15 protein-coding genes are annotated in these 22,825 nt (G+C 47.9%); 11 read left to right on the forward strand and 4 right to left on the reverse strand.

Annotated features, from left to right (window positions below):
• Positions 1 to 17: 17 nt before the first annotated feature.
• Both DMO16_RS17815 and DMO16_RS17820 read right to left on the reverse strand, forming a co-directional pair.
• A complete protein-coding gene (locus DMO16_RS17815; protein WP_129478997.1) occupies positions 18 to 2,525 on the reverse strand; it encodes a hypothetical protein in 2,508 nt (835 codons plus the stop codon).
• Positions 2,526 to 2,553: 28 nt separating this feature from the next.
• Complete coding sequence (locus DMO16_RS17820; RefSeq protein WP_129478999.1) at positions 2,554 to 4,536, reverse strand: WD40 repeat domain-containing protein; 1,983 nt, start codon at positions 4,534 to 4,536, stop codon at positions 2,554 to 2,556.
• A 391-nt stretch (positions 4,537 to 4,927) separates the two neighbouring features.
• On the opposite strand from DMO16_RS17820, the gene DMO16_RS17825 reads away from it, so the two are divergent.
• From DMO16_RS17825 to DMO16_RS17875, 11 genes are all read left to right on the forward strand, one after another.
• On the forward strand, positions 4,928 to 6,193 hold the full coding sequence (locus DMO16_RS17825; RefSeq protein WP_061973770.1) for a sugar ABC transporter substrate-binding protein: 1,266 nt from the start codon (positions 4,928 to 4,930) through the stop codon (positions 6,191 to 6,193).
• 128 nt (positions 6,194 to 6,321) lie between these two features.
• A complete protein-coding gene (locus DMO16_RS17830) occupies positions 6,322 to 7,200 on the forward strand; it encodes a carbohydrate ABC transporter permease (RefSeq protein ID WP_240482397.1) in 879 nt (292 codons plus the stop codon).
• A gap of 13 nt (positions 7,201 to 7,213) precedes the next feature.
• On the forward strand, positions 7,214 to 8,026 hold the full coding sequence (locus DMO16_RS17835) for a carbohydrate ABC transporter permease (protein ID WP_061973774.1): 813 nt from the start codon (positions 7,214 to 7,216) through the stop codon (positions 8,024 to 8,026).
• A gap of 27 nt (positions 8,027 to 8,053) precedes the next feature.
• Positions 8,054 to 9,475: an extracellular solute-binding protein gene (locus tag DMO16_RS17840; RefSeq protein ID WP_129479001.1), complete on the forward strand. Its 1,422-nt coding sequence runs from the start codon at positions 8,054 to 8,056 to the stop codon at positions 9,473 to 9,475.
• Positions 9,472 to 10,473 (forward strand): zinc-dependent alcohol dehydrogenase, encoded by a 1,002-nt coding sequence (locus tag DMO16_RS17845; protein ID WP_129479003.1) that lies wholly within the window; start codon positions 9,472 to 9,474, stop codon positions 10,471 to 10,473. Before DMO16_RS17840 ends, DMO16_RS17845 begins: the two co-directional genes overlap by 4 nt.
• A 19-nt stretch (positions 10,474 to 10,492) precedes the next feature.
• A complete protein-coding gene (locus DMO16_RS17850) occupies positions 10,493 to 11,824 on the forward strand; it encodes a hypothetical protein (RefSeq protein ID WP_129479005.1) in 1,332 nt (443 codons plus the stop codon).
• Between the two features lie 19 nt (positions 11,825 to 11,843).
• The gene (locus tag DMO16_RS17855) at positions 11,844 to 12,644 is read left to right on the forward strand and encodes an endonuclease/exonuclease/phosphatase family protein (RefSeq protein ID WP_129479007.1); all 801 of its coding nucleotides are present in this window, start codon (positions 11,844 to 11,846) and stop codon (positions 12,642 to 12,644) included.
• 138 nt (positions 12,645 to 12,782) lie between these two features.
• The gene (locus DMO16_RS17860; RefSeq protein ID WP_129479009.1) at positions 12,783 to 14,186 is read left to right on the forward strand and encodes a DHA2 family efflux MFS transporter permease subunit; all 1,404 of its coding nucleotides are present in this window, start codon (positions 12,783 to 12,785) and stop codon (positions 14,184 to 14,186) included.
• Between the two features lie 238 nt (positions 14,187 to 14,424).
• Entirely contained in the window at positions 14,425 to 15,186 is a 762-nt protein-coding gene (locus DMO16_RS17865; protein ID WP_129479011.1) for an alpha/beta hydrolase, read from the forward strand.
• 152 nt (positions 15,187 to 15,338) lie between these two features.
• Positions 15,339 to 16,355, forward strand: a complete 1,017-nt coding sequence (locus DMO16_RS17870) for an NAD-dependent epimerase/dehydratase family protein (RefSeq protein ID WP_129479013.1) — start codon at positions 15,339 to 15,341, stop codon at positions 16,353 to 16,355.
• A gap of 1 nt (position 16,356) precedes the next feature.
• Positions 16,357 to 17,403 carry a dihydrodipicolinate synthase family protein gene (locus DMO16_RS17875; protein WP_129479015.1) on the forward strand — a complete coding sequence of 349 codons (1,047 nt, stop codon included), beginning with the start codon at positions 16,357 to 16,359 and terminating at the stop codon, positions 17,401 to 17,403.
• A 49-nt stretch (positions 17,404 to 17,452) separates the two neighbouring features.
• On the opposite strand, the gene atzF is transcribed toward DMO16_RS17875, so the two are convergent.
• Together atzF and uca are read right to left on the reverse strand one after the other, a co-directional pair.
• A complete protein-coding gene (gene atzF, locus DMO16_RS17880; RefSeq protein ID WP_129479017.1) occupies positions 17,453 to 19,198 on the reverse strand; it encodes an allophanate hydrolase in 1,746 nt (581 codons plus the stop codon).
• Positions 19,158 to 22,814 (reverse strand): urea carboxylase, encoded by a 3,657-nt coding sequence (gene uca / locus DMO16_RS17885; protein ID WP_129479019.1) that lies wholly within the window; start codon positions 22,812 to 22,814, stop codon positions 19,158 to 19,160. The genes atzF and uca overlap by 41 nt, the downstream gene beginning before the upstream one ends.
• Between the last annotated feature and the right edge of the window lie 11 nt (positions 22,815 to 22,825).

The raw sequence follows: 22,825 nt of genomic DNA on the forward strand, positions 1-22,825 counted from the left end.
TTTTGCTATTATGGGCATTATTCTTCCAGCGTTAATTTAGAAAGCTTGATGTCGTCATAATAAGATGTAGTCATCGCATAAGCGGTTGTATACGCCAGCACCTTGGCGGTGGCTGCTTTTTCTGGAGCTTTTGCGGTCACCGCTACTTTTTGCCATTGGTTGTAGCCGGATTCAGTATGAACAGGTGTGGAGGAAACTTCTTTTCCATCTTTGTCATAGTACCGCAGCATAAAGCTTGAAAGGCCTTCTCTTAAATAAAGCTGAGTCTGTGCTTTGAGGACCTGGCCAGGCTCGACCTTTACCAGATGGCTCATCAGCGCTACGGACTTTTTGCGGGAAGCATCAACAAGCTTTAAGCTGTTTCTTCCCTTTTTATGCTTTTCATTGGTTAAATTGAACTGAACTTCGCTGTCAGTGGCAAACAGAGAAGCCCATCCTGGCACACGGTCATCCACCATGGGGATTTCAAATCCGTTGTTTGTCAGATGAACAGATTTTACTTTTGCAATATGATCGACCTCAATTTTATACAGTAAGGTGCGGTTGGAAGCCAAGGAGTAATAAATATCTCCATCATCGCCGATGGAAAATGAATAAGCGTTTGTGATCTTTTGGCTGTCTAAGGTGTCGGGATCGATGGCTGTCAAATTACCGCCCGTAAAATTGGCAAACAGCAGGCCGCCGGACCATTTTAAATCGATGGATCCCCATGCATCCTCAGGGAGTACGCCATCAGGATAAACCTTCTTGCTTTTAACAACGTTAAGTGTTTCTGGGTCCAGGGCGAAGATGGCATTTTTTACAGCTCCCCATAACAGTCCGTCTGGTCCAATGGAAAGCTCTCCGATCAGATGGGGTTTTTCAATTCCTTCGATGTTCAATGATATTTCTTTGATTTTCTTTTCATTTTTTACGTCCCATACAAAGACCTTTGCTTCTTCAGCTGTAGGATCAGCTCCAAGGCCCCCTGTAATCGAGGTCGAGCCGTAGACCAGCCCATCTTTATAGGCGAGGCCAACAACGCTTTGGTCCTGAACAACATTCCGGAACACCTTATATTTCACGCCTTCCGCCTCCGGGTCATAAACGGTCAGTGCACCGCCAAGTTCCCCGTAAAACGGTATACTGCCGATAAAGGCTTTCCCTCCGCCTGTGGAGATCGTTTTAATCCGGTTCTGCGATTCTCCGAGTACAAACAGCTTTTCAGGATTGTCGTTGGATGGCGGGAGAGCCGGATCATAGGCGCGGATGTCACCTGACGGATAAACACCCATGAGCATTTTATTCCCAAGCGGTGCCATACTGTCTCCCTGTCCAAGATTAAAAGGAGTTACCTCTCCAGTCACCGGGTTGTACTGTGCGCCTTTTGATGTCTGCATGCCGCTGATATAGAAATTGCCGTCTGGTCCTTTTTCGATTGCCTGCATGACTGTCGGAGTCGACTGAACTAGAGAAGGAAGACGTGTCACCTTTTTGGTCTCGAGATTAATAATGGTGACATACCCGCTGAAGTTGATGGTTACCAGGCTTTTCCCTGGGAGCTCAGGCGTATTGAATTCGACCCAATCCACTCCTCGGAACCCACTTTCGTACTCGATGCCTGTGTCTTCAATTTTTAAGGTGCCGAGATCAACTGTCCTCAATTTATTGTCCGTGGTCATAAAGTAGACTTTATTGTTGAGCGATTGTTCTTCTACATGCAAGCCGCGAACATTCGGAATGGTGACATCGAGCCATTTCTTTTCCTGTGTGTCATAAATAAAACCGTTGCTGGAAAGCTCATAGCGGGCGAACAGGTAGCGGTCATCCACCTTTTCCAGGTCATAGATATGGCCGGGTTCCCCGATGGACTTGGAGATGTCCTCCTTTTCGCCAGTTTTCATGTTGTAGCGGACGATTTGCCCATGCCCGGTTCCGGAATAAATGTTATCACCGATCACCGCAAGTGAACGGATATATTCCTGGGATACAGCTCCAATCATCCGTCCGTAATCCGTTACCTTTTTGGTTTCCGGATCATATTTAAACACTTTACCGCTTGGGTAGGTTCCAACAAATACTTTTCCTTCTTCATTGGAGGTAATGGAGAAAGCAAACGATTCGCCGGGAAACTTGTAAACCAATTCTGCCTTTTTGGTGACAGGAGAGTATCTCCATAATTTCGCTCCGCCGCCCTCGGTGGCAACGTAGAGGTCACCGTTCGGGACGACTTCGTGAGCCCATGAGTTTTCTGAATCCTCAAGGTCAATGACCCGCTTTAGCTTGTAGTCTTCAATATCAAGCACGTTTAATTTGGCGGGAAAGCCTTTGGTTGTCGTATACATGACACGATGCCCGTCTTCTGTTCCGACAGCGCCGTTAAAAATGGAAATGGCCTGGTTCAGAGGGGCAGTCAGTTTCTGAGGTTCGCCAAAATAGGTCCTCGCTAATTTACTCGTACCTTTGGCGGAGGCATGTTGGCTGAATCCAAGACCTACACCAAACAGAATCGCAAGAAATAAACAGAGTGAAATCCACCTTTTCAACAAAAATCTCCTCCTTTTTTACATCCTCTTACCGGCTGTACCGGTATAAATCCGTTCCTCTTGAAAAATAAAAGTTCCCACTCAGATCCTTCGCATAAAGAGAAGCATCCTCATCAAGAATTTCAGTTTCCCATGTCTCGGGATTGAACTTGAACAGCTTGCCAAGCGTCGTTCCGTAAAAGTTTCCATCGGAATCATAATCGAGGAATACACCTCTCCAATAGTGGCCGATGCTGCTCCAGCTGAACGGAAAGAGTTCCTTGGACCCGATCACCTGCCTGGTGGCAGGATCAAATTTGAAAATTTTTCCGGGGCTCATGCCCCACAGGTAACCGTTCTTGTCGAATGAGAGGGCGCCAATGGCTTTTTCACCAGGAAGCGGTGAGATTTCAAACAGTTTTTTATTGGCAGCAGGATCATAGGCAAACAGTTTGCCTTCCGATTCTGTAGGTGTTGATCCAAGTCCGCCAAATACACTCGTTCCTCCATAAACAATACCGCCGTTATAAGAGAGGGAAATAATGCTTTGATTGCTGACAATGTTGGGGTGAACATCATAGCTTTCAGTTTCCTCATTAAGAACCGTCAGTGCCCCTCCAAGTTTTCCGTAGTCAGGAACCGTGCCGATAAATAGGTTTCGGTCTCCCTTTGCCCAGCCAAATGGCCGGTCTTGGCTCTCACTTTTTAGCGAGAACAGTGCCCGTGGGTTAGTAGCCTTCGGAACATTTACAGGATCATGGTCATACGGTTTTTCAGGATCATACTTATAGATCACTCCGCCTGTATACACTCCCAAATAAAGAAACCGGTCCGTTGACAGCATGTTTTCCGCCTGCCCGAAACCTCTGAATCTCGTAAACTCGTGGTCTTCAGGAGAATACTTGGTAAATCCTCCGGTCGGGTAACCGCTCGTGTAAATGTTTCCGTCAGGCCCTCTGCCAATCGACTGAATTTCAACCGGCTGTCCTTCAATGTCAGCTTCAATGCTCTTTGATTGTCCTGTCTTTGGATTGTATATCCAGAAGCTGCCGTTATACCGCATACTGAGCAGGCTTTTTCCTTTAAGTCCTGCCCCGGGCAGCTTCATCCATCCGAATCCTTTATTGCTCCAGCTCTCTTTGTATCCGGTCGGCGTGAGCTCCTTGTCACTTAATCTGTACGAATAGAGTTCATCTCCAATATTGAAATAGACAAGGCCTTTGGCGTCTGGCGGGGACACACGAGAGCCTTTCACATTTTCAAATTCATCCACCCATTTCTTCTTCGTCAAATCGTAGACAAGCATTGTGTTGGACGGGGTAACCCGGGCAAAAAGGAAACCGCGATAGGCGTCAAGATCATATAGATCCTGCTCGCTGGCAAATTTTTCGGGAAGCGGTATGTTGTTCTTCTTTCCGGTTTCTGGCATGATTTCGATCAACTGCGCTTTTTTTACACCTGTCCCGGCATATACATGTCTTTGGGCTACAGCGACACTTCGTGTGTAGCCCTGGTCTTGGGCCACTTGCCCGAAGTCTGTAAATGACTTCTTTTCTGGGTCATACATGAACACTTTTCCGTTTGGATAGGTGCCGCCGAAAATGCGTCCCAAATGGTCACTTTGCAGCCTCCAAAGCGCTGTTTCACTCTCAACGGGTTTTCCAAGGTTGGTTACGGTATCTGTTTTGGGGTCGTACCGGTATAAAAAAGAACCTCCCGCAATGTAGACAAGTCCATTTGGATCAACAACCATTCCCCAGGCTGAAGCTGCACCATTCAATGGATGACTGGCTATTTTTTTACCATCGACAGGATTAATAATGTTCAGCATCGTCGGGGTCCCGCTGGCAGCTGCATAGATGACCTGGTTTCCATCTGGTCCTTTTCCATAAGCGCTTGAATGAATGCCGATGTTAAAGTGAGCCGTTCCAAGTCTTTCTGTGTGACCGGCAGTATGTGCTTGGATTGAAAATGGAAAAAGGCACGTGGCAAGCAAACAGCAGAGCAGCAGGTTCATATACCACTTTTTCACATGCAAAAACCTCCTCTTAAGGATTAAACACAGCAGTATTTATTTGGGTCATATCTGGTTCGTTATTAATGATACAAAAATACCCCTTCTTCTCCAATGATATTTTAGAAAATTCAGTTAAATAGAAACTTACTCCGTTAATATACCAATAGATAAAGTGTCCAAGAATTCAGGCGGAGCAGGTGATAAAGGTCTTTTCACTCGGGAAACTCGGGGCTGTCTTTAATGTGACGATAAATAATAGGAGAGATTCCGTGAGGAATGGATATGCCAATAATTGGGCAATGTCCTTAAAGTGTCCAAAAATACAGAATATATTGACACTTAAAAAGACCTCACTTATTCTGAATTTGAGTACCAGTTATGAACCAGAAAAAGGGAGGAAGTTGAAATGTTCTGGAAAAAAAGCGGGGTCATTGTTCTTTTATGTGCGTTCCTTTTACTTTTTACTGCCTGTTCCAAGGACGAGGCTGCATCGGGAGGGAGCACGGACAAGAAACAATCAGCAACATTAACGGTATGGATTCATCCGTACGTGAGTGATGAACTGAAGAGCAGGCAAAACGAAGTATTCAAAGAGATGGGTGAACGGTTCAAGAAAGAGTATCCGAATGTAAAAGTAAAGTTTGAAGAAATTCCATGGGCGAACCGGGAACAAAAAATCCTGACCGCACTCGCTGCGAAACAGGGCCCTGATGTCTTTTACCTCATTCCGGACATGATGGCACAGTTTGCAGACAAAGGCGTGCTCGCACCAATCGATGATCTGCTTGGCGACTATGGCAAGGACGATTTTGACAAAACGTCATTGGAAGCGGTTACTTACAAAGATAAAATGTATGGTCTTCCTTTATTAAAAGAGGTGCAAACCTACTTCTACAATACAAAGATCCTGAAAGAGCTTGGCGGGGATCCAAATCATTTGCCGCAAACATGGGATGAATTCAATGCTTTGGCTGAAAAGGCTGTGAAAAAAGGATATTATGCACGGAACTATGAAGGCGGAAATACGCCAAATGCCACGCTTTATCCTTATGTCTGGCAGGCTGGCGGTCAGGTCATTACCGATGATGGAAAAATCGCCATCAACAAATCGGATGCCGTCAAAGGATTTGAACTGGTCAATAACTGGTATAAAAACAAGATGATCCCGAAAGATTCCATTAATACCATCGACCACCTTCCACTGTTTTTGGAAGGAAAGTCTCTAGCGTACTGGGGAACCGGAGCTTCTCTTGCTACGATGAAAGAAAAAGGATTTAAAGACTATGCGATTGGTTCACCGCTTAAGAATAAAGAGATAGCAACCTTTGGAACAACCGGAATGTTCGTTGTTTCCGGCAACTCTGAAAATAAAAAACTGGCTGCACAGCTCGTCAAATCGATGACAAGCACGGAAAGCCTGAAAGCATTCAACAAGCTGACCAAATATGTACCACCAAGAAAATCAGCAGCATCCATTTACAATGAAGACAAGGACATGAAAATATTAACGGAATATGCAAAGTACGCGAAGCCTGGCGTAATTCACCCTGTTTCCCGTTCCGTCATGCCGCAAATACAGGCGAAGCTTCAGGAAATGATGCAAGGAAAGAAGACACCGCAACAGGCCGCAGATAGCGCTGCCAAGGCGATACAGGAAGAGATGAATAAATAGTGCAGGGAAGGGGAGGCATCTCTCCCCTCCTTGCTTAAACGGGAGGTGAGTTTATGGGAAATTCCAACTTGTCAGTAAGCGGTACTGCTCCTCATCCAGCGGCCCGGCCAGCGACGCGTGCTTTTAAAATGAAAAAGCATTGGAACAAATACGCGATGATTTATATCTTTTTAGTTCCCATCCTTGTTCATTTTAGTATCTTCCATCTGTTTCCGATCCTTTTCAGTTTGTACATCACTTTTACGGACTGGCCGATCATCGGTGATCCGAAATTTATCGGTTTGAAGAACTGGATCAACTTTTTCTCTGATCAGCTGGCGTGGAAAGCCATCTGGAACACGATTCTCTTTTCACTTTATTATATTGTCCCGACTATGGCGCTTGGATTGTGTTTGGCATTGTTGATCAATACCGGGAAAAGGGGAACCGGATTTTTTAAAGGAATCTACTTTTTGCCTGTGGTGACATCCTTTGTGGTGATCTCCGGTATTTGGGCGTGGCTGTTCAAAGGAACCGATAGCGGGTTTGTCAATTCATTCCTTGGCTTATTCGGTATCGAGCCCCAGTTGTTTTTGTCCGATTCGATACAGGCGATGATGGTACTTGCCGGTTTGAGTGTGTTCAAAGTGTGCGGCAGTACAATGATTTATTATTACGCAGGACTGCAATCGGTCCCTGATGAATTTTATGAGGCGGCAAGGATTGATGGTGCTTCCAGATGGCATTTGTTCTGGAAAATCACGTTTCCGCTATTGATGCCTATCCATTTCTATGTCGCGATCATTACGACAATTGGTTCATTCCAAATCTTTGATTCTGCTTTTCTATTAACAAGCGGCGGGCCGAACTTCTCTACTACTACCATTGTGTATTATCTCTATCAGGAAGGATTCACTTCTTTGCGTCTGGGATATGCCAGTGTTCTGGCCTATATCTTGTTCTTTATCGTATTTGGCATCTCTTTGATCCAAAAGAAAGCATTAGGAAAAGAAGTGAACTACAAATAAAAGGAGGTGCACCATGAATAAAGTATCCCGGTGGACATATGTTCCTCTTGCCTTGCTGGGGCTATTGTTTATTATCCCCTTTCTGATTATGCTGGGCGGTTCCTTTATTCCGATGAAAGTTCCCAGCGGCAACCCTTTTTTATGGATAACAGAGGAACACGTTTCCCTCTCCAATTTTATGTACATTCTGGTCAATGCGAAGTTTACAAAATGGATCCTCAATTCCTTGATCATTACGATTATTCCGGTATTTTCTCAGATGTTTTTTGCCGCTGTGCTTGGGTATATCTTTGCGAAAAAGCAGTTTCCGGGCAAGGAATTTATCTTTTGGGTCATGATGGCAGTCATCATGCTTCCAAGCCAGCTGCTGATCATTCCAAGGTACATTATGTTTAGTGAATTTGGCTGGATCAACACATACTGGCCTCTGATTGTTCCGGAAATTTGGAGCATACTTGGTGTTTTCTTTGTGCGGCAGTACATGCAAACGTTGCCCAAAGACCTTGAGGAAGCGGCGCACATGGATGGCGCAAACGATTTTACCGTCTTCTTTAAAATTATGCTTCCCATGTCAAAGCCGGTTATCGCAACGGTTGGGACCTTTGCTTTTATCTCCAACTGGAATGACCTTTTGACCCCGCTAATTTTTACAACAAGTGAAGATATGTTTCCGGTAACCGTAGGATTGGCTTCTCTTTTGACAAAGGAAGGAAACTTCGGGGTGGAGATGGCAGGCTCTGTGCTGTCCTTTATTCCAACCTTCTTAATCTTTCTTTTCTTCCAGCGCTATTTTGTTAAAGGAATTGCGTTGTCCGGACTAAAGTAAAACTTTTCAGAGGATGGTAGACGTATTATGAGCGAAAAAACAAACCGAGAGCAATTCAAAATAAAGTTTGACCAATTTGTTGATTCTATTAAACAGCAAATCAAGGATGGGGTATGGGCAGTGGGTGATTACTTGCCGTCAGAGCTTACACTTGCCGAGCGATATGACCTGAGTAAAAATTCGGTCAGAAGAGGACTCGATCAGCTGGTGAGGGAAGGACTGATCGTAAAAAAATCAAGGGTCGGGAATATGGTAGCCGCTGCCATGCCATTTGAGCCACTGACGTTAAAGTTTGGCTATTATCCCAGCATTCAAAACGAAGCTGTGCTGAAGGAGCTGATTGCGAGGTTTGAAGAAAAATATCCATTGATCAAGGTGCAAACCATCAATCTTCCCTATAATCACTACAGCCAGACGGTCTATGATTTTTTTCAAAATGACATGGTGGACGTGGTTACGGTTAACTACAATGATTTTTTGGATTTAGAACCCTGCCACAACGAGGTGTTTGAGCCCCTGGCGGAAAATGATGAAGTATACCCCTTTCTGAATAAAGGGTTTGCTGCACAAAACACTTATGTAAGACCCTTCCTGTTTTCACCGATCATTCTTTGCTACAATGTCAAACACTTTGAAGAGGCGGGAATTGCCCTGCCGGATAGCGGGTGGCAGTGGGAAGATGCCCTGGATGCGGCGGAGAGGCTCACTGGGGGAGATGAAGAAGCGATACGCTGCGGGTTCTATTTCCATCCACTATCCCTGAATAGATGGCCCATTTTCCTCCTTCAGAATCAGGTGGTCTTTTCATGGGGCGAACGCGGTGAAACCCATTTTGATCATGCGCGTTTTATCCGGAGCATCAAGCAGTTTAAACATGTGGTGGAGCAGCAAAAAGCGGGGGTGAACTATCTGTCGGACAGCGACCAGGACACGGAAGCGCTGTTTAAGGCGGGAAAGGCGTCGATGATCATGTGCTCTTATTTCAGTTTGAATCAGATGATCGATTCAGCCATTGAATATGATATTGCTCCGCTTCCGTATTCTGGAGATGCACGGACGATGCTCCTTATGATCGGGCTTGCAGTGAATAAGCAATCCATGAAGAAGGATGCCGCTAAGCTGCTGGTCGACTTTCTGGGGTCTGAGGAAAGCCAGGAAAGAATCCGCAGGAATACGTTAAGCCTTCCTGCTGCCAAAAAAACAGCCGAAAAGACGGGCGGTGAAACCGTCAGTCTTCCTTCCCGCTTTAAAATGTTCCGTGAAATTGTGCCGAGTTTCCGTTTGTACAGTGACCTGGGATTGTCCTTTAAAGAACTGAAGGAAATTCGTGATGAGCTTCGCCTTTATTTGTCTGGTCTGCTGGATGAAACGCTGCTCATAAAAAGAATAGAAACGAAGCTGTCGCGAGCTGTTCCATTAATGGCTGGTGAAAGGGGGAAAGAGCAATGAAAAGTGTAGCGGCAAAGGAAGGAAAAATAACAATGATCGAGAGCGGAATCCCTAAGGTTCAAGATCATTATCTGCTGTTGAAAACCTCATATTCCGTCATCAGTACAGGAACTGAGCTGTCAGTGATCCGTTCCAGCCAAAACCGTACCGCTTATCTCGGGTACAGTGCTGCCGGAACGATTGTGGAATGCGGCGGTGATACGCAGCCATTTACTAAAGGTCAACTGGTCGCGTGCTATGGTGTTCCTTACGTCAGACACTCCGAATATTTGCTTGTTCCCAAAACACTTTGCAGCCCAGTCCCTGACAATGTACAGGCGAAGGAGGCTGCGTTTGCGGGAGTAGGTGCTATAGCCATTCATGCTCTCCGAATGGCCAATTTGCAATTTGGTGAATCTGTTGTCATCGCAGGGCTTGGTGTGCTTGGTCAGATTATCGCACAAATTTCGCATGCAAGCGCCTATGATGTCATTCCGTATGAGGTGAATGAGAGCCGGACCCAATTGTTCCAATCGTGCACAGGTGTTGAAGTAGCCACATCAAATGAACAATTGAACAGACGCATTGAAAAAAAGACGAACGGCCTTGGCGCTGATGCTGTCCTGCTGTGTGCGGGGGGAGGCCACTCACCGCTTACGAATGAAAGTCTGGAATGGGTGAGAGACAAGGGGAAAATTGTAATTGTCGGTGATGTTGAGCCCCATTTCAAACGAAGTCTCATGTTTGGCAAGGAAGCACAGATATTAATTTCACGGGCCGGTGGTCCTGGAAGATATGACCCGGTATATGAGAAAGCGGCAGTCGATTATCCTTATGCGTATGTCCGGTGGACAGAGGGCCGTAATATGGGGGAGTTCCTGAGGCTGCTCAGCGAAAAACGTATTCAGGTGAATGCCTATTTTCAGGAATCGGTCCTTTTCGACAATATTTCAGAAGCGTATGAGGAACTGCAGCAGGAAAACACAAGTGTACTTACTAAGGTGATTGAATATAACTGAAAACGGAGGTGAAAAAGCAATGTCAGGGCAAATCTTTATCGGGGTGATTGCACCGAGTGTTATTGCCCGGAGAATTCAAAAAGTGATCAAGGGGTTCCCGACATTCACGCTCGTATTGCAAGTCTCCGAGGATATGTCGGATGTCGTCACTCTCACCAAGGAGTTAGCAGATAAAGTGGACGTTCTGCTATTTTCAAGCTATGAGGTTTATAAGCTGGTGAAGAACCATATCGATTTTGAGGTGCCCGCGCATTATATCCCTTTAAAAGCTTCAGGGCTTTACAGCGCACTCTACCGGCTGATGAGAAAACATACTGAGGTTAAAGGGATCTCTGTAGACACATTATCCGTCCGTGATGTGAGCCTTGTCCTTTCGGAAGTTGAAGAGGAGATCGCAGTCATTCCCGTCCAAGAGGAAAGGGTGTTCCAGACCACCTCCCAAATTCTCAAACGGCATCAGCAGTATTTTATTGAGGGGAAATCACAAGGAGCGCTGACGGGAAGTAAAGAAATCGCTGAAGATCTTGAAAGGCTGGGTGTTCCCAATCAATGGATTACGCCGACTGAGCAGGACATAATCAACGCCATGGAACGTGCATTGCTGTCATGCAAAAAGAGGCAGAATAAAGACTCGCAAATCGTAATGGGCCGGATCAGAATCGTCCCCTGCTTCGAGGAGAAATGTGAGCTGGACGGCCACCGCATCCAAAAGAAAAAATCCCACATCCGTCAATTGATCTGCGACTATTCAGCGGCACTTGAAGCTCATCTCATGAGTGTTGGAGAGGATGAGTTTTTACTCGTCACCACCAGAGGCATTTTCGAACGCGTATCCGAAGGCTATAAAAGTATTCCGCTTCTTAAGTCTTTAAAAGACGATATGGAGCTTTCTCTTTCGGTAGGCGTTGGATTTGGATTATCAGCCAAGGATGCTGGGAATCACGCCTGGATTGCGCTGCGCCAGTCCATGCAATTTGGCAGTAACCAGTGCTTCATTGTCCGTGAAGATAAAAGTGTGGTCGGGCCGGTGGAGATGTCCAATCCTTTAATCTACAGCTTATCGGTGACTGATTCTAAACTCCTTCTGAAGGCTGAAAAAACAGGCATGACCGCCGCTTATCTTGGTAAAATGCTTGCCCAGATTAAACGCAGTGAGCGTATTACCTACACCGCACAAGAAATTGCGGATATCCTTGGGGTCACCATAAGAAGCGCACACCGCATTCTTTTACAATGTCTGGATGCGGGGCTGATTCAAATCGTAGGGGAAGAAAAACTGGCATCCAAAGGGCGGCCAAGACAAATCTACTCCTTTCATTTTATCGAGGATTATTTGTCGGGAAAAGGGTAATGAAAGGGAGAAAGGAGTGATGAAGATGTCGATGGCGATGATGACCTATAACATAAGGGTTGCTGGCCCGCATGATACAGGAGAACATGCCTGGAGGGAGCGGTGGCCCGTCATGAAAAAGGTGCTGGAGAAGTATTCACCGGATGTGCTATGCACCCAGGAAGGAACATATGACCAGCTTTCGGGGCTGGAGGAGGATCTGCCGGATTATCGATACATAGGCCTTGGACGGGATGGCGGATCAAATGGTGAATTTATGGCGATTTTTTATAAGAATAGCGTGTATAGAGTGGCGGCATACGACCATTTCTGGCTGTCTGAAACACCGGAAGTGATCGGATCGGTTTCCTGGGGGAGTGCCTGTACGCGAATGGCAACTTGGGTTCTTCTTGAACACAGGGGCACCAGGGAGTCCTTTTACGTGTTGAACACCCATCTGGATCATATCTCTGAGGACGCACGCCGAAATGCCGCTCATTTGTTGCTGGAAAGAGCAGCTATCCTTTCTGAACAAGCTCCCTTGGTGCTGACTGGCGATTTTAACAGCTCTCCCGACAGTCAAATTTACGGTATATTAACAGAGAACAGTATATTTATGGACACGTGGGCCGAAGCAGAAGAAAAAAAGGGAGCCGGTCTTGGGACATTTACAGACTATACGGATGAAAGTGGTGGAGGAGAAGAAAACCGGATCGACTGGGTGCTCGTCACCGACCATTGGAGAGTGAAAAATGCCGAGATTGTGGACGGCAGAATCAATGGAAGGTTTGCAAGTGATCATCACCCATTGTTTGTGAACCTGGAACAGCAAAAGGCTTGAGCGGCTTGGGGCCGCTTAGGCTTTTTTATGTGAAAAAAATCTAATGAATTTCGAGGCACGTAATTCGCTATCCCATTTTCTTTCAGGTAATATGGGGTTTATCGGACTAATTTAGAAAGGAAATGAGGGTCAAAATAGATGGAAACTACAAGTTACAAACAGTCTACCATTGTCACGCTCCTTCTTGCGGGATCGTTCATCGCGATTCTCAACCAAACGCTCATGATTACGGCGATTCCTCCGGTCATGGCGGAAATGCATATTACAGCGAACAGTGCGCAATGGCTGACTACCGTATTTATGCTCGTGAACGGAATTATGATCCCTGTCAGCGCTTTTTTATTGCAGCGTTTTACAACCAGACAGTTGTTTATTACGGCAATGAGCGTTTTTGCTTTTGGCACACTGGTGGCAGGTATGGCTCCCAATTTTGAAATGCTGCTGTTGGGAAGGGTTATCCAGTCGAGCGGAGCCGGTGTGATGCTGCCGCTCATGCAGACCGTATTTTTAATGATTTTCCCGGTCAATAAGCGCGGTGCGGCGATGGGACTGATTGGTCTCGTCATTTCGTTTGCGCCGGCAATCGGCCCTGCGTTATCCGGCTGGGTTACCTCCCATTATTCATGGCGGGTATTATTCTTCATCATTTTGCCAATCGCACTGATCGATATCGTTGTGGCTTATTTTGCTTTGAAAAATGTGACCGAAGTGACGAAGCCGCAAGTGGATGTCCTGTCGATTGTTCTATCCTCGCTCGGCTTTGGCGGTTTGCTGTACGGATTTACAAGTGCAGGGAATAACGGCTGGTCGGCACAAATGACGATCATATCACTCGCTTTGGGGGCGCTTGCTCTCGTGTTGTTCATCACACGTCAGCTGCGAATGAATCATCCCATGCTGGAATTCAGAGTGTTTACGAAAGGGATTTTCCCTTTTACGGTAATGATTGGAGCGATCACGTTCATGGGGCTGATCGGTTCGGAAACGATCATTCCATTGTTCATGCAAAATATGAGGGGATTCTCTGCGTTTGAGGCAGGCCTTGCACTGTTGCCGGGCGCTTTGATCTCAGGGCTGATGTCACCGATTACGGGGAGGATTTTTGACCGGATCGGTGCCCGCTGGCTGGCGTTTACCGGCCTGGTGATTATTACGGGAACCTCTCTCGGACTGTCCTTTTTGGATCCGTCCACTTCATTTATGTATATCACCATTTTATACAGTGTGCGGATGTTTGGCTTATCCATGGTGATGATGCCGGCTTCCACAGCAGGGCTGAATCAGCTGCCAAAACGGCTTATCCCGCATGGAGCAGCCATGGATAATACGATGCGGATGATCGCGGCTTCGGTCGGAACGGCGATCCTTGTTACCGTCATGACCACTACCCAGTCCAATGCGGCACCAGGTGTGAAGCATGCCGACATTTATGGCGCCAACATGGCCTTTATGGTCATTTCCGCGCTTTCCCTGATCGCGCTCGCTCTGACGTTCTTGATTAAGGACCGAAGCATGGCAGAAGAGCCGATTGAGGAGAGATAATCAACAAAAGCGTATGACTCCCCAGGGCCGTACGCTTTTCTTATTTTCGAGAAAATTTGATAAAAAACGAATGATAAACACGGTGAACAGAACCAGGCAGACCACGATGGAAATGGGCAAATATTGAGTGATTACATCTTCAGGACCTAAGCACTCACATTTTTTCCTAATTATACCATTTTACCTGATTTAATAAAGCATATTTTAAAAGACCAACTCTTTCATGCTATGATAAACGGTGGATAACATAGAGCAGTCAGGAGGGGTACCCATTAGTGTATTAATCAATGAAAACCGCATGCACAGCAAACAGTTAAACCGAGATATCGAGGTGAAATGGCTGTTTTCGGACCAGCTGCAGGAAGGGGATGTGCAGCTTCTCTTCGTGCAGGACGGGTATTATTACATGAAGCTTGGAGGGCTTCAGGAAACGTTTGAAAAGTTACTGGAGGAAAAGCCAGAGCTGGCGTCCAACCTTGTGATGATTACCGTGAGTCCGGGTTCTCCATCACAGCGGCGGGAGGTTTACCATCCCAAGGGGGAGCACTTTAACGATTTCACCGAATTCTTTTATGAGGAAGTGCTTCCTGATGCACAGCAAAAGCTCAAAGCCATCAATATGAATGTGGTGAAGATGGGCTTGATGGGCGATTCTCTGGCCGGGGTTATTTCGTTATACCTTGCCATGAGAAAACCTGAACGCTGGTCACACCTTCTGTTGCAGTCTTCAGCATTTAATGAAGAAATGGCAGAGGAAGCACACCGGCAGATCGGGCAGCCGGACTGGAAAATCTATCAGGTCGTCGGTGAGCGAGAAAACAACTTCAAGTCACCGGTCACGGGAGAGATTGCCCATATCTATGACGGAAATCAGCGCATGATGGAGGTTTTTGAAGAGAAGGAGCTTTCCCTCGATTATCATGTCGAGGATGAGGAACACAGATGGGTTTTCTGGAAGGAGGACCTTCCGAGGGCACTGTGTTTCTTTTTAAAAAGTTAAATTTCTAAGCCAGGTATCGTATGAAGCGGTGCCTGGCTTTTTTTATGAATTATGGACGGATTTATGTCGTTTTTTTACAGGATGGCGCATTATATCATGAAAGTATGGAAGGAATATTATCTCTAATTTAAAACTAAAAATGAGGTGAAACCATGAACACCATGCAGGAACTGGAAGAAGTGATGACAAAGCCGTCAGAGCGGCTGATTGAAGATATCAAGCAGATTAATGGAGATATTATGATTTTAGGAATCGGAGGGAAGATGGGGCCGTCGATGGCGAAGCTTGCCAAACGGGCCATTGACGCAGGAAATCTATCAAAGCGCGTGATCGGTGTCTCGCGCTTTTCCTCCGGAACGCTTCGAACCGAACTGGAGGAGGCGGGAATTGAAACCATCAGTGCAGATCTGTTGAGAGAAGAGGATTTGCAAAGGCTGCCAGAGGCGGAGAACATGATTTATATGGCAGGCCATAAATTCGGCACAACCGGCAATGAACAGTACACGTGGGCGATGAATACGTATTTGCCCGGCCGTGTGGCGGAGCGGTTTCCCAATGCACGTCATGTGGTATTTTCCACTGGAAATGTATATCCCCTTGTTCCCTTGGCGCAGGGAGGGTGCGATGAAACACATCCGGTCCATCCTGTCGGTGAGTATGCGCAGTCCTGTCTTGGCAGAGAACGAATTTACTCCTACTTCTCCCGCAAGAATGGCACACCGGTTACGTTGTTTCGGCTGAACTATGCCATTGATATGAAATACGGAGTTCTATTGGAAATTGCCAAACAGGTGTATCAAGAAAAGCCGGTCGATGTGAGGATGGGTCATGTGAACGTGATTTGGCAGGGAGACGCTAACGAATATGCGCTTCGTTCATTGCTTCTAAGTGAAAGCCCACCTGCTGTTCTGAACATCACGGGTCCTGAAACGGTGTCCATCCGCTGGCTGGCACAGCAATTTGCAGCACGGCTCAACAAGCCGGTCACCTTTGTCGGAGAAGAGCAGCCAACAGCTCTGCTTAATAATTCTTCCAAGGCGCATCACTTATTTGGATATCCTTCTGTGTCTTTAAATACTATGATCGCCTGGACCGCCGATTGGATAAAGGGGGACGGTCAGACCATTGATAAACCAACCCATTTTCAGGAAAGGCAGGGAGCATTTTAATATGCTGGAGCCAAAGGTTAAGAAGCTTTTGTTGGACGGAACGGTCATTCCAGCCCATCCCCTGGCCCTGAATCGGAACCGTCAGCTTGATGAAACGAGCCAGAGGAGACTTACTAACTATTATATGGATTCCGGTGCAGGTGGAATAGCGGTTGGTGTTCATACGACCCAGTTTGAAATCAGGGATCCAATGTATAATCTCTATGAAAAAGTGCTGCGGCTTGCGGCAGAAGAAGTAGATAAAAGAGAACTGCGGAACCCGTTTATCAAAGTGGCCGGAATTTGCGGTAGCATCGAACAGGCCGAGAGAGAGGCGTTCATTGCAAGATCTATGGGCTATGATCTCGGTCTGCTTAGCCCTGGCGGACTGAATGACTTAACGGAGGCTGAGATGCTCGAGAGGACAAGTAGGGTTTCAGAGATTCTGCCGGTGTTTGGTTTTTATCTTCAGCCCTCTGTTGGAGGCCGCGTCTTCTCATACGACTTTTGGAGGGTGTTCGCTGACATTCCCAATGTACATGCGATCAAGATGGCGCCTTTCAACCGATATCAGACGCTGGATGTGATCCGGGCGGTCTGCCATTCTGAGAGGCGGGATGAGATCGCTCTTTACACAGGAAACGATGATAATATCGTTCAAGACCTTCTCACTTCCTATGAAATCAATGTGGAGGGACAGACAGTCAGAAAAGAAATTGTAGGCGGCCTGCTTGGACATTGGGCGGTTTGGACGAAAAAGGCGGTCGAACTGCTCGATGAGATCAAGCAGGTGCGTAACAGTGGCAGTATTCCTGCTTCGCTGCTGCAGAAAAGCCTTGAAATTACAGATGCGAATGCCGTTTTCTTTGATGCGGCGAATGGTTTTAAAGGATGTATTGCCGGCATCAATGAAGTGCTTGCCCGCCAGGGACTCCTACAGGGCAATTGGTGTCTGCTTGAAAAAGAGCATTTAAGTCCCGGCCAGTCCGAGGAAATCGACAGGGTGTACAGAGACTATCCCCATTTAAACGATGATGACTTCGTTAAGGCTTGCATGCATTCTTCATAAGGAAAAAGAAGAACCCTTCGTTACGTAAAGGGTTCCTCCTTTGTGTTTGTTACTGCTTATAATTACGCCAGCCACCAAGGTGAGAAATATCATCTGCCGTTTCAGCAGCCACTCCTTCGCAAATAAATCCGGGGACCACGGTTCCATCTTCAAGCTCGACTTTTCCAATGCCAAGCGGTGCGGGAATCAACGAGGAAAAGTAGCCAAGCTCAGAGAGCGGCATATTCCAAAGCTCCAGCTCAATAGAAGCACCGTCGACTCCCGAGCGGATCAAGCCCGGCTTCCTTGGCACAGTATCTAACGAAACCAGCTTGTAAAACGGTGCGGTTCTGGCTTCCCGGACAAATGAAGCGCCATGTTCTTTCATCTGCTTTTCAAGGGCAAAGCCACGCATGTGCAGTCCGCATACCGCCAAAAGAACAGAGGTTTCGTTTGCCGGCTGGGATTTGCCTGTCAGGAACGCTTTAGAAAGACCGGTGATCAAGTGTTCATTTTCAGGACCCGAGAACAAGGTAATGCCAAACGGGAGCTCGCTGCCGGCATCCTTGGCAGGAATGTTCACTGCACACAAATCCAAAAGATTGCAGTGGTTTGTATAAAGGCCCATTTTGCTGTTGGATTCAATCGGATTTTCTCTTACTTCTTCCCGAGTCCACGTACCACCGGCAGTTGGCATGATGAGCACCGCGTTTTTGAGCTGCTGATGCGCTTTTTGTTTAAAGCTCTGGAGTTTATGCATCGCTTTGAACAAAGAGGCTGCAGTATATTCAGGTTTTGCTCCTGAACGAAGGACCGTTTCTGTCACAGGAAAAACAGTCTGCTCATGAGCTGTAATAAATTCTCCGAGCGCCGCCCAGCGCTCCGCCACCCATGGTCCGTCATACAGTACAGCTGCCGCCTCGGACAAATAGCTTCCATCAATATATTCAACAGGAAGTCCGAGTTTTTTTACCTCCGTAACGGCAGTTTCCCAGGCTTTTTCGTATTGTTCTGCGAAAGGGCCATAAAATGATAATGGTTCTTTCAGCAAACAAATTTTTTCAGGAAGAGCAGAGGTCCGGCGTTTAACCGAACGTGACCAAGGATCACTTTCATCAAAGCCGCGGACCACTTCATCCACCAGCATCGCATCCTCTATGGAGTGAGCAAAAACGGTGACACAATCCAGACTGGCGCAGGCTGGGACCACCCCTTTTACCGGCCAGGCACCCAGGCTTGGTTTATAACCGATCAGACGGTTCAATCCCGCCGGAACACGGCCGGAGCCGGCAGTGTCTGTGCCGAGTGAAAAGGCAGCCTGGCCCCGGGCCACAGCAACGGCTGAGCCGGAGCTCGATCCGCCGCTTATAAGGTCAGGGTTCAATGCGTTTTTTGCCTCGCCGTACGGGCTTCTTGTTCCAACAAGGCCGGTCGCGAACTGGTCAAGATTGGTTTTTCCGAGCGGGATCGCACCGGCTTCAATGAGACGGTGAATGATCGTGGCGTCTTCATCTGGATGATAGGTGTACTCCGGGCATCCCGCCGTAGTGGGAATGCCAGCCAGATCGATGTTATCTTTTAGGGCAAAAGGTATGCCCCAAAGAGGAGAGGTTTCAGGGTCTTTTTCCTTCAGTCCGTCCAAAAAGGGCTGGATGCTTTCCTGTGCAGGAGGGGTAATCCAAATGTTGTAGACCCGGTCGGCTTCTGCCCGGGAAATAATTTCGCTGACAAGCGCTTCAGGTGTCAGTTCGCCCGACCGGTACTTCTCTCTTAAATCAAGAATGGATAACGTTTTTGGAAGATTCATGGTTTTCATGAGCGGTACCTGCCTTTTCTTTTGATAGAGACACAATGAGCTGGCCGGCATGGACTTCATCCCCCGGCGAAACATCAACGGATCGAACGGTTCCGTCAAACGGCGAAACTTGAGGAAATTCGATTTTCATACTTTCTTCGATAATGAGCACGTCGCCTTTTCTGACAGAATCACCCGGTGCGACAAGAACTTTCCATATGCTGCCCGGCAGTGTGCAGCGAACGGCCTCCGCGCCTTCCGGAAGCACTTCTTCCGTCATTTCGGCCGCTTCGTGAACGGACACGTATTCTGCAAGATTTTGAGCTTTCCAGCTTTCGCGCTCCGCCCGGAAAGCAGCCTGCTGTGTCTCGCGGAACTCCTGGGCACTTTCCTCAATCGATTCCAAAAAGCTGAGGTACTCGCTCAGTTTAAACGTCGTTTCTGTCACATCCACTTGGAATCTGCCTCGCAAAAATTCCTCGCGCATGTCTGTCAGTTCCTCTGTACTCACCGGATAAAACTGAATCTGATCAAAGAAACGAAGCAGCCATGGCCTTTCTTTTTGGAAGTTTTCCGTTTCTCTTTTACCGTTCCAAACCTGTACGGTCCGGCCGACAAACTGATAGCCGCCAGGGCCTTCCATCCCATAGATACACATATACGATCCGCCGATTCCTACTGCGTTTTCCGGTGTCCAGGTCCGTGCTGGATTGTATTTGGTGGTGACCAGCCGGTGGCGAGGGTCAACCGGGGTGGCAACCGGAGCTCCGAGATAAACATCACCCAATCCAAGTACAAGATAATTAGCGTTAAAAACAATCTCTTTCACGTCGTCAATATCATTTAGCCCGTTTACCCGCCGGATAAATTCCAGGTTGCTCGGGCACCATGGTGCATCGGGCCGGACATTTTTCTGGTAGCGGTCGATGGCCAGCTGTGTGGCCGGGTCATCCCAGGAGAGGGGAAGACGCACGATTCGTGAAGGCACTTCAATTTCCTCAAGAGGAGGAAGCTGCTCATTTATCGCCTCGATTTCCTTGGCAAGCAAGGAGACGGGCATTCGCGATGCATCAATATGTACCTGCAGCGACCGGATGCCTGGTGTCAGATCCAGCACCGGCAGATCACTGCGTTTACTGATGGCTTCCATCAACGCATGAACCTTAAATCGGAGGACAAGATCCAACTCCATTTCGCCGTATTCCACCAGTACGTTCTCATCTCCTGCCGCCCGGATGGTAAAAGGAATCGGTCCGTTCTCCTGATGAACGAGAACCGGATAATTCTGTGAAAGGCGTTCTGCAATAGTTGGCAATCCGGGAAGTTCAGCAGCTCCGGACGGATCAGCAATCCTGACTAGGAAATCCTCCTGTGACGCACGCAGCTGTTCCGCCTCTTCCAATGTCAGGAGCTGAAATTGTACCGTGTCACCGGCATGAAGCTGACCAATCTTCCAAAACTCTGCAGAAGCCGTTGTTACCGGGCAAACAAATCCTCCCAGGCTTGGGCCATCGGGACCGAGGAGGATCGGCATGTCACCGGTCAAATCCAGTGTGCCGACTGCATAGGCATTGTCGTGAATGTTGGAAGGATGCAGACCCGCCTCACCTCCGTCTTCACGTGTCCAGAGCGGGGCAGGACCTATCAGCCGCACACCGGTGCGCGAGCTGTTAAAATGAACCTCCCATTTCGTTTCCGTCAGCTGCTGTAAGTAGTCAGGCTGTAAAAATTCCTCCGTGCAATGGGGACCGGGAATGACACCAATCGTCCATTCATTTGTGAGCCGAGGCCTTTTTTCCGCAGGCAGCCCTGTAACAGATGGCACACCACCTTCATTCAGCCGCAGCACATCACCCGTTCTGAGCGCACGGCCGCCGTGACCGCCGAAGCCTCCCAGTGTAAAGGTCGACGCACTGCCAAGGTGGAGAGGCATATCCAATCCGCCGGCCACGAGCAGATACGAACGCATGCCTTTCACTGCTTCCCCCAGCATAAGCACTTGTCCGCGTCGAGCCTTGATAACGCGGTACATGGGGATGTCCTTACCATCCAATTTTGGCTGCATATCCGCCCCGGTCAGGCAAAAGACAGTCTCCGAACGAAAAGAATACGAACCGCCGCGCAGCGTAAATTCCAAACCGGCAGCGTTATCCTGATTACCGAGGAGTTGGTTGCCGATGCGGAAGGCGAAAGGATCCATCGGACCGCACGGCGGAACGCCGACATCCCAGTGCCCGGTGCGGCCTGGCCAATCCTGGACGGTCGTCTGGATACCGCCGTCGATGACTTCGATCGCCTGTTCCGCCGGAGAGAAGTTCTTCAGCATTTGTGTATACACTTTGCCCGACCGGCAGTCTTCGTCCTCCAGTAAAGCGCCGATATACTGAAGGTTGGTTGTGACCCCATAAAAGCGTGTGTCCGCAAGCGCATCAGCGAGCCGGTCGAGTGCTTCATCACGGGTGTCGGCATGAACGATAATCTTGGCCAGCATCGGATCATAAAGAGGGGTAACCACCAGTCCGTCTCGGATCCATGTCTCCACACGCGCCTGGTCTGAAAAGTAGACCCCATCAAGTTTTCCGCCGCTTGGCCGGAAATCCTGCTGGCAGTCCTCGGCATAAATTCGTGCCTGAATACTGTGTCCTTTTGGCGAATCATACAGCGAATGAAGACCTTTTAGTTCATTAGCGGCTTCACAAACCATCCATTCCACCAGATCAATCTTCAGCACTTCTTCGGTCACGCCATGCTCGACCTGCAGGCGGGTATTCACTTCAAGGAAATAAAATTGCTCCGTCTTTGGATCGTATAAAAATTCAACGGTTCCGGCACTGCGGTACCCGACATCCTCCGCCAAACGTTTGGCCGCTCCGTGCATTTCCTCTCGAACCGAAGGAGCCAAACATGGGGCGGGGCTTTCTTCCACAATTTTTTGATTGCGGCGCTGGATGGAACAGTCCCGTTCTCCGAGTGCCGCAACCTCACCAAAAGCATTACCGAAAATCTGCACTTCCACGTGCCTGGCTTTTTGAATGTACTTTTCCAGAAAGACTCCGCCATTGCTGAAGTTGGTCTGGGCTAGACGGCCCACCGAGTCAAAGGCGTCCGTTAATGCCTGATTGTCAGCACACACCCGCATGCCGATTCCGCCCCCGCCGGCTGTGCTCTTGAGCATGACTGGATAGCCGATTTTTTCTGCTTCTGCGACCGCTTTCTCCAGGCTGGTGATCAGCGATGTGCCGGGCAGAAGAGGAACACCCGCTTTTTCAGCGAGAGCACGAGCAGAGTGCTTGAGGCCGAATTGTTCAATTTGCTCGGGAGATGGCCCGATAAACGCAATGCCCTTTTCCTCGCAGGCTCGTGCAAATGCGGCATTTTCACTTAAAAACCCATAGCCCGGATGGATGGCTTCCGCTCCGGTATCTTGTGCGATTTTAAGAATAAGCTCGGCATTCAGGTAGCTGTCTTTCGCCGGACCTTCGCCAATCAGAACGGATTCATCTGCAAGGTCCACATGCAGGCTGTCCTGATCTGCTTTTGTATACACGGCGACCGATGAAATTCCCATCTTTCGCAAAGTCCGTTCAATCCGGACGGCGATGGCTCCTCGGTTGGCAATCAATACTTTTTTAAACATGGTGTATTCCT

The sequence above is a fragment of the Fictibacillus sp. S7 genome, assembly GCF_004127935.1.
GTDB lineage: Bacteria > Bacillota > Bacilli > Bacillales > Fictibacillaceae > Fictibacillus_C > Fictibacillus_C enclensis.

Bases quoted from the DNA above. Each gene is read 5' to 3' on its own strand.
- DMO16_RS17825 (WP_061973770.1), top strand. From the start codon at position 4,928: ATGTTCTGGAAAAAAAGCGGGGTCATTGTTCTTTTATGTGCGTTCCTT.
- DMO16_RS17830 (WP_240482397.1), top strand. From the start codon at position 6,322: ATGAAAAAGCATTGGAACAAATACGCGATGATTTATATCTTTTTAGTT.
- DMO16_RS17835 (WP_061973774.1), top strand. From the start codon at position 7,214: ATGAATAAAGTATCCCGGTGGACATATGTTCCTCTTGCCTTGCTGGGG.
- DMO16_RS17840 (WP_129479001.1), top strand. From the start codon at position 8,054: ATGAGCGAAAAAACAAACCGAGAGCAATTCAAAATAAAGTTTGACCAA.
- DMO16_RS17845 (WP_129479003.1), top strand. From the start codon at position 9,472: ATGAAAAGTGTAGCGGCAAAGGAAGGAAAAATAACAATGATCGAGAGC.
- DMO16_RS17850 (WP_129479005.1), top strand. From the start codon at position 10,493: ATGTCAGGGCAAATCTTTATCGGGGTGATTGCACCGAGTGTTATTGCC.
- DMO16_RS17855 (WP_129479007.1), top strand. From the start codon at position 11,844: ATGAAGATGTCGATGGCGATGATGACCTATAACATAAGGGTTGCTGGC.
- DMO16_RS17860 (WP_129479009.1), top strand. From the start codon at position 12,783: ATGGAAACTACAAGTTACAAACAGTCTACCATTGTCACGCTCCTTCTT.
- DMO16_RS17870 (WP_129479013.1), top strand. From the start codon at position 15,339: ATGAACACCATGCAGGAACTGGAAGAAGTGATGACAAAGCCGTCAGAG.
- DMO16_RS17875 (WP_129479015.1), top strand. From the start codon at position 16,357: ATGCTGGAGCCAAAGGTTAAGAAGCTTTTGTTGGACGGAACGGTCATT.
- atzF (WP_129479017.1), bottom strand. From the start codon at position 19,198: ATGAAAACCATGAATCTTCCAAAAACGTTATCCATTCTTGATTTAAGA.
- uca (WP_129479019.1), bottom strand. From the start codon at position 22,814: ATGTTTAAAAAAGTATTGATTGCCAACCGAGGAGCCATCGCCGTCCGG.